The 7,579-nt window shown below is 71.0% G+C and carries 6 protein-coding genes and 1 pseudogene; 2 read left to right on the forward strand and 5 right to left on the reverse strand.

Annotated features, from left to right (window positions below; translation table 11 throughout):
- Positions 1-125: 125 nt before the first annotated feature.
- The 5 genes from ACFWI9_RS13410 to ACFWI9_RS13430 form a co-directional block, all read right to left on the reverse strand.
- Positions 126-1,490 carry a carotenoid oxygenase family protein gene (locus tag ACFWI9_RS13410; protein WP_387161536.1) on the reverse strand — a complete coding sequence of 455 codons (1,365 nt, stop codon included), beginning with the start codon at positions 1,488-1,490 and terminating at the stop codon, positions 126-128.
- Between the two features lie 51 nt (positions 1,491-1,541).
- The gene (locus ACFWI9_RS13415) at positions 1,542-1,982 is read right to left on the reverse strand and encodes an SRPBCC family protein (protein WP_387161538.1); all 441 of its coding nucleotides are present in this window, start codon (positions 1,980-1,982) and stop codon (positions 1,542-1,544) included.
- 96 nt (positions 1,983-2,078) lie between these two features.
- Positions 2,079-3,545 carry an MFS transporter gene (locus ACFWI9_RS13420; protein ID WP_387161540.1) on the reverse strand — a complete coding sequence of 489 codons (1,467 nt, stop codon included), beginning with the start codon at positions 3,543-3,545 and terminating at the stop codon, positions 2,079-2,081.
- Between the two features lie 162 nt (positions 3,546-3,707).
- A complete protein-coding gene (locus tag ACFWI9_RS13425; protein ID WP_387161542.1) occupies positions 3,708-5,714 on the reverse strand; it encodes an AAA family ATPase in 2,007 nt (668 codons plus the stop codon).
- Between the two features lie 26 nt (positions 5,715-5,740).
- Positions 5,741-6,976, reverse strand: a complete 1,236-nt coding sequence (locus ACFWI9_RS13430; protein WP_387161543.1) for a cytochrome P450, cyclodipeptide synthase-associated — start codon at positions 6,974-6,976, stop codon at positions 5,741-5,743.
- Between the two features lie 83 nt (positions 6,977-7,059).
- On the opposite strand from ACFWI9_RS13430, the pseudogene ACFWI9_RS13435 reads away from it, so the two are divergent.
- Positions 7,060-7,248: pseudogene (locus tag ACFWI9_RS13435) on the forward strand (YncE family protein); the annotation flags it as partial.
- Between the two features lie 30 nt (positions 7,249-7,278).
- Positions 7,279-7,449 (forward strand): hypothetical protein, encoded by a 171-nt coding sequence (locus tag ACFWI9_RS13440; protein ID WP_387161545.1) that lies wholly within the window; start codon positions 7,279-7,281, stop codon positions 7,447-7,449.
- The last annotated feature ends 130 nt before the right edge of the window (positions 7,450-7,579 follow it).

Genomic DNA, 7,579 nt, shown 5'->3' on the forward strand with positions numbered 1-7,579 from the left:
GGGGGGGGGGGGGCGGGCCGCCGGCGGCGGGGGGGCGCCCGCGGGCCCCCCCCCCCCCTGCCCCGGCTGTGCGTCGGCCGGCGGGTAGGGCGCGCAGGGGCAGGCTGTGCCCCGGGGCCGGTAGGTCAGTTCCGGGTGCCGTCGAGGGTGTGGTCGGGTATCCAGGAGCCGTGGAGCCCGGCGCCCACCCGGTGGGGGAGGTGGACGGTGGCGACCCGGTCGAGCCCCGAGGCGTCGATGACCAGCAGCTGCGAGGCGTCCTGCTTGAGGTCGGACACGACGGTGAGCAGATAGCCGTCGTCCTCGCGGGTGGCACCGGCGGCGGGTACGAAGACCGCCTCGCTGGGCATGCGGGCGTCGCCTGCCTGGTGGATGCGGCGGGCACCCGTGGTGCGGTCGTACTTGACGATGCCGTAGCCGCCGAGGCCGTTCTCGTCGGGGAAGGAGATGGCGTACTGGTAGCGGTTCTCGGCGCCCAGGTACTCCTCGTTCAGGGTCGGGAACTCCACCGGGAGGTCGTCCACGATCTGCTCGTCCACGGTTCCCGCCGCCAGGTCGACCACCCATCGGCGGGTGTAGGAGCGGGCGACGGGCTCGCTACCGCGCCCGGGGGCGCCGATCCACCAGTTCCAGGAGAGCCGGAAGCCCTCCCGGTCCACGGTGGGACCCTCCAGGATGATGCGGCCCTGGGTGTCCTCATAGGCGTTGGAGACGTGCAGCATGTTGCCCGGCTCGATGGAGAACCAGCGGATGTGCCGGGCGCCGTTGTCGCCGCGCGGCATGACACCGATACGGGCGGGCTGCTGGTCGCTCCAGCCGTAGGGGATACCGGACGCCTCTGTGTGGTCGAAGGTGACATTGCCCTCCACGAAAACCACATGGCCGCGGGTGATGGCGAAGTCGTGCTTGAGCGCGGCGGTGGCTCCCGGCACCTCCGCGCTGTGCATGATCTCGCCCTTGGCGTCGGAGACGTAGTACATCAGGAACGGCGGGAACGGCGAGGACCCGAAGAAGTGGAGCTCCCCGGTCACCGGGTCCTCCTTGGGGTGGGCGGTCATCGCCGTGCGCAGCTTGCCGTCGAAGTCGTAAGCGCCGACCGTGTCCAGCTCCCGGGTGAGCTCGAAGGGCAGGTTCGCCTCGCAGAGCGCGAGCAGTCGCCCGGCGTGCTCGATGACATGGGTGCCGGCCGCGCTGGCGGTCAGGTCGGGGCCGTGTTCCGTCATGTAGGGGGCGCCGTCGAGGGCGGGGGTGTGCACCCAGCGGTTGCGGTACCACTCGGCGCGCCCCTCACGGAGTCGGATGCCGTGGACCATTCCACTGCCCTTGAACCAGTGGGTGGGGGTGATGCCGGGCTTGGGGTTGTGGCCGTTGCGGAGCAGACGGCCGGTCAGCTCGGGGGGAAGGCTGCCCTCGACGGTGAGTTCGGCGGCGGTGACCTCGTCGGCGACAGGAGTGAAGTGGCCGGTCAGGTAGGGCTTTCGGGCGGTCATGATGCTCTCTTCTCCGAAATGGGTATGGCGGTCGAGTCGTGTGATGTTCAATCAGATGCGGTGCTCGGCCTGGTCTTTCAGCTGGCGAAGCCAGTTCTCCAGGGAGGCGTGGAGGGCCTTGGAGAGCTCGTCGACCGCGGCTTCGACCGGGGCGCCGCTCCATGACTCCTCGGTGCGGACGACGACGTGGTCACCGTGCTGCTCGAACGTCCACACATGGATGCCGGTGATGCCGGCGGACGGCCCGCCCCACACGATCCGCTCGCCGGGGACGAGTTCGTGCACGGTGGAGGTGATCTCCATGCCGTGGGTGCGCCAGTTGAAGGAGCTGCCGGGAGCCAGCGGGCCGTTGAGCTCGGCCCGGTCGATGTCCGTGTTCCAGGTGGGCCAGGCCGCGATGCCGGTGTGCAGCTCCCACACCGCGGCCAGCGGGGCTTCGATCTCGGTGCTCAGACGGACGATGGCGGGGGCGGTCTCGTCGATGGTGACCATGGGTCGTGGTTCCTTTCATCCGGGGCGGATGCCCGGTGGGTGAAGCTGCGTAGTACCGGTTCAGCCGGTCAGTGAGGACCAGCCGGCCAGGGAGGTTCAGGAGACGGCGGAGGCGCGCGGCTCGGCAGACCGGCGGGCGGGGGCGGTCGCCACGGTCCGCTGCCATCCGGAGCGGCGGGTGAGGAGCAGCGCGAGCAGGGCGGCAGCGGTGAGTACCGCGGCCGAGACGGTGAAGGCGGCGCGATAGCCGGCGGTGACGGCTTCCAGCTGAGGTGTGCGAGTGACGGCGGCGTGGGTGGTGACGGTGCCGGCCAGGGTGGCCAGAGCGGCGAGTCCGATGGCACCGCCGACCTGGCGGGTGGTGTTCACCAGGCCGCCGGCCAGGCCCGCGTCCTGGGGCGGGACGCCACCCACGGCGAGTGCGGTGAGCTGGACGAACGCCGTGCTGAGACCGAGGCCGATCAGGATGCTCGGGCCGAGTACGTGGCCGACGTAGCTCCCGTCGGCGCTGATCCGCGCCAGCCACAGCATGCCCGCGGCCGTGGTGAGCAGGGCCGCGATCACGGTCGCGGAGTCCCCGATGCGCCGGGACACCCGAGGGGCCAGCGAGGCGCCGAGCATATTCGCCGCCGCGAGCGGCAGTTGGCCCGCACCGGTGGCCAAAGGTCCCATCCCGAGGACCTGTTGCTGGTACAGCGGCAGGAAGAAGAACAAGGCGATCCAGACCGACCCCAGCAGGGCCATCAGCAGATTGCCCGCCGCCACCCGGCCGGTACGGAACAGCCGTGGCGGCACCAGCGCGTCGGACCGGCGCCGCTCGATCACGACGAAGGCCCCGAGCAGTACGGTTGAGCCGAGGAGGGCGCCAAGCACGCCCGGGTCCGTCCAGCCGCTTCCGCGTGCGGTGGTCAGACCCCACACCAGGCAGGTCAGCGAAACGGTGATGGTGACGGTACCCAGCAGGTCGAACTTCCCGCCCTCGGCACTGCTCGCCCGCGGTATGAGCGCCGCCACCGCGGCGAGCACCAGTACGGTCCCGAACGCGACGGAGTGGAAGATCCACGGCCATCCCCACGCCTGGGTGAGGACACCGCCCAGCAGGACACCGCCCGCTCCTCCCGCGCCGGAGACCGCTCCCCACACTCCCAGCGCCCTGCCGCGCCCGGCACCGGACGGGAACAGGCCCATGGCCAGGGCGAGCGCGGCGGGGGCTATCGCGGCGGCGCCGACGCCCTGAGCGGCCCGGGCGGCGATCAGCACATCCGATGAGCCGGCCAGTCCCGCCGTCAGTGAGGCCACCGCGAACAGCCCGAGACCGGCCATCAGCACCCGGCGCCGACCGAGCAGGTCGGCCGCCCGGCCGCCCGCCAGGAGCAGTGCCCCGAACGCCAGGCCGTAGGCGTTGACCACCCAGGTGGTGCCGCCGTCCGACAGGCCGACTCCGACGCGGATCTGCGGCAGCGCCACGTTCACGATCGAGGTGGCGAGCATGACCGTGAACTGGGCCCCGGCGAGTGCCGCGAGCACGGCTCCCGAACGGGGCGGTGTGCTGTGGAGGTTCATGGCGCACAGACTCGTGCGGGGAACTGTCCACTTTCCAGGCCGGACAGGAGCGGGGGCTGTCCACTCCTGTCCGCACCTGTCCACCGGCCGTCAGATGTCTGACGTCCATCGGCGGCCAGATGCCCGGCCGCCGGTGGTTGGGCACCGGCGGCCGGACGCCGCCTACGAAGTGGCGGCGGGCCCGTCCAGTTCCCGCTGCCACAGTGCCTCGCACAGCAGGTCAAGACCCTGGCGCAGGTGGCGGCGGTAGGTGCCGAACGGAAGGCTGATACGGCGGGCGGCGGCCTCCTGCGTCGGCGCACCCGAGAAGTAGCCCGCCGTCAGGGCCTCGCGGGCCTTCACCCCGCGCGGGTCGCCCGCGAGATCGTCCACGCTCTGACGCAGCAGCGCGCGCAACTCCTCGACGGGATCAGCGAAATCGGCGGCGAGCCGGGTACGCATCAGGGCACAGGCGGCGAATCCGGCCGCGTCCCGCCAGTGCGTCAGCGCCTCACGCACGGACTGGTCGAACGCGGCACGTGAGATGGGTGACGGACCTGAACGGACCGGCACCTCGGTGGCGGAGATGAAACGCCGAAGCCACGTCTCGACGGGTTCCTGGCGCCAGTCGACGGAGAACACCCCGTAGGTGTGCGCACCGACCCGCGGTCGCGCCCCGGTGTCGCTGAGCGTTCCTCTGACACGCTCGCCCCATGTCTCGGCATCCCGGAAGACAGCGAAACCGTAGGCGCGGCCGCGGGCACGGGCCGACTCCGCCTGGGCGCGGGAACTGCTCAGGTCGATGACGCGCGAGGGGACTTGATAGCGCTCCGGGTAGATCGAGAAGCGGCTGACGCCGATGTGCTCGCCAGGGCGCACAGGCCCGGCGGTCTCGGTGTGCTCCCAGGCCGCGGCGACGACGGGATCAGTGGCCACGTCCTCGGGATCGGGCGGCGCGGGCAGAGCGAGCCGTGCGGTGAAGGCCACGACGCGGCCCGTGCTGACAAGACGGTAGACGCTGAAGGCCTCCGGTTGGCGCCGCGTCCAGTAGCGAACCAGCTCCGCCGACGCGGCTCCCTCCGTCTCCTCCGCCATACGCAGCATGACATCGATGTCATCCGGGTGCAGGGGGCGGTCGTGCACCTCGTCCTCGCGGGACCAGGTGCGAATCCGCGCCAGAATCGCCGCCTCCCGGAAGAGGTAGAAGAGCTCGTCGGTGACGGTCCACACCCGCTCGTCGGGCGCTTCGCGCAGCAGTCGCAGATACTCGTCCGCAAGCCGCTGGCGCACTGTCGCGAAGGCGTTGGGTGCTCGCCAGCGCAGGTCGGCGGCCAGCGTCTCGCGTGCGGCGTCGTGCGGGTGCAGCCCGCGATGGGTCGACTCCATGAAGGGCAGGTCCCGCAGCCAGGAGAAGAGCAGATGGGCGTCCTCGTCGGGGAGCACGGAGGACAGAAGTTCCTCGGACGTCGAGTAGGCCTGGGCGGCCACCTCCAGGGCGCGGCGGTGGGCGGCGGTGGGCACCTCGCCGATCAAGCCTGTGAGCAGGGTCCGCAGGATGTCCGCCGACGGCGCCCAGATCTCCTCCCTGCCGCAGCCGGCCGACCCCGCGGCAGCAGCCAGGGACAGGGCCAGCGGGTTGCCTCCGGCGAAGCGCAGCACCCGGTCCCGTAGCTCCGGCCGGATCCGGGCCAGGGCCAGCAGACGCCGGGCCTGCTCCTCGGAGAACGGCTCCAGTTCGGTGACGTGCAGCAGCCCGGTCCACGCGGGGTCGGCGGTCCACTGCGGCTGCGGAGCGACCCGGCCGGCCAGGACGACCAGGGTGCTCTCCGCCGCCCGGGGCAGGAAGTGGTGCCACAGCCAACTCTCCAGCCATTGGCAGTGCTCGAAGGAGTCCACGACCAGCACCGTGCCGGGGACGTCAAGGAAGGGGCCGGCCCCGCGCTCGAAGTCTGCCGGATCGCGGCTGACGAAGCGGCCGTCCAACTCCACGAGCAGCCGTCCCGCCGTACGGGCGTTGTCGGCCAGCCGCCGCAACAGGGTCGACTTCCCGATGCCTCCGGGGCCGAACACATAGAAGGCGAAAGGCGCTTGCGGATCGCCGTCCAAAGCCTGCCCGAAGCGCTCCAGTTGCTCGTCCCGGCCGATGAAGGCCCGGTCTCGCGCGCTGCTCAGTCTCTCTCCAACGGACACCACGATGGTTCCCCATCCCTCCTTGCTCAGAGACCCTGACGATCCAGTACGGGCGTGAAGTCCAGGGACAGCGCGGAGGGACCGCGGGTGTACAGGCCGGTCTCCCGGTATCGGAATCCAGGGCTGTAGCGGACCTTTTCGAGCAGGGGGAGGAGCATCCCGGCGACGGTCTCGATCTCGGCGCGAGCGAAGGCGGTCCCGACGCACTGGTGGAGTCCGGTACCGAAGGCCAGGTGCTGTGCGGCCGCGGTGAAGGAGCGTGCGGTGCTCAGGTCCGGGCGGTGGATGTCGAAGGTGTCCGGAGCGGTGAAGGCTTCCGGGTCGCGGTTGGCCGCGCCGATCATGCAGAAGACCGTGGCACCGGCCGGGATGGTGACACCGGCGAACACGGCGTCCCGCTCCGCCTGGCGGGGGATGAGCTGGACCGGTGGGGTGTAACGCAGGGTCTCGGCGATGGCGGCGGGCAGCAGCTCCGGGTCCTGGCGGACCTGGGCCAACTGCTCAGGGTGGTCGATCAGATGCCTGAAGAGCAGGGCGAGGGTCTTGTCGGCGGGCTCGGTCGATGCGGCCAGTACGTTGATGATCAGCGCGGTGACCTCGCGGTCGCTCAGGGCGATACCGTCGAACTCGGCCGTGCACAGTCGGGATATGAGGTCATCGCCGGGGTGGCGGCGCCGCTGCCGGATGACGGGGACGAGGTACGCCTCCAACTGCTCGGCGCAGTCCAGGCAGTGCCGATGCCGCTCGGGGGTGAGATCCAGGCTGGTGATGAACTCGATGACCCCGCTGTGCCAGGCTGCCACCTGCCGCCAGTCCGCCTTGTCCAAGCCGAGCACGTCCAGCGTGACGTTCACGCCGAAAGGTCTGCCGAAGTCGTTGACGAGATCCACCCGCCCCCGGGTGAGGAACGGGGCCATGAGCTCCGCGGCATTGGCGCGGATGGCGCGTATCTGCTCCCGCAGAGCGTCCCCGGTGAAGCCGCGGACGATGATCTTCCGCTTCGCCGTGTGCTCGGCCCCGGTCATCTGTGCGAGTACGGGTCCGCGCATCACCGGCTCGGCGCGCACCTGGAACATCTCGGTACTGAACGCCTCATGGTCGGTCAGCACCCGCGTGACGTCCTCGTGGCGAGAGAGGAAGTAGCTGTCGATCGACGACTCGTGGTGCACCGGCGCTTGTTCCCTCAGCCAACCGAAGGAGCGGTAGGGATCGGTGGCGAAGTCCTCGGAGAGGATGCTGAAACCGGATCTGGCCACGGGCATGGCGAAAACCTTTCCCTGGATGGGCGGGACCAGGAAGACGGTGAATCGGCCTCCTGGGTTGTGCCGGCCAGGGGACGTACACGCTGACCGCGACCAACACCGGCGGCCAGGCCACGGACGGCACCACGGTCACCCTGACCGACACCCTCGGCCCCGGGCAGACGGCCGTCAGCATCTCCGGCACTGGCTGGACCTGCGATCTCGGCACCCTCACCTGCACACGCACCGACGCCCTGGAGCCGGGGGAGAGCTACCCGCCGATCAGCCTCACCGTCGACGTGGCCTCCAACGCTCCATCCCGGGTGACGAACACCGCCACGATCACCGGCGGCGGCACCACCACCATCGCCACCGGCACTGCCAGCAGCTCCACCACCGTCAAGCGCGTCGAGCCCAAGCCCAAGCCGACGCGGCCGCACGGCCGCCCTGACCACGGCCGCCCCAACCACGGACACCGCCCCGGCCCCCGGTAGCCGATACCCGCGGGAATCGGCGCCGGTCGGCCCGCCCCCCCCCCGGGGGGCGGCCCCCCCCCACCCCAAGCAGGGGGCGGCCGGGGCGGGGCGCCGCCGAAACCAAAACCGTGGCTCGGGGGGGCACGCG

The sequence above is a fragment of the Streptomyces sp. NPDC127084 genome, from assembly GCF_042724175.1.
Lineage (GTDB): Bacteria > Actinomycetota > Actinomycetes > Streptomycetales > Streptomycetaceae > Streptomyces.

Excerpts from the sequence above, each read along its gene's own strand:
- ACFWI9_RS13410 (WP_387161536.1), bottom strand. The coding sequence starts at position 1,490 with ATGACCGCCCGAAAGCCCTACCTGACCGGCCACTTCACTCCTGTCGCC.
- ACFWI9_RS13415 (WP_387161538.1), bottom strand. The coding sequence starts at position 1,982 with ATGGTCACCATCGACGAGACCGCCCCCGCCATCGTCCGTCTGAGCACC.
- ACFWI9_RS13420 (WP_387161540.1), bottom strand. The coding sequence starts at position 3,545 with ATGAACCTCCACAGCACACCGCCCCGTTCGGGAGCCGTGCTCGCGGCA.
- ACFWI9_RS13430 (WP_387161543.1), bottom strand. The coding sequence starts at position 6,976 with ATGCCCGTGGCCAGATCCGGTTTCAGCATCCTCTCCGAGGACTTCGCC.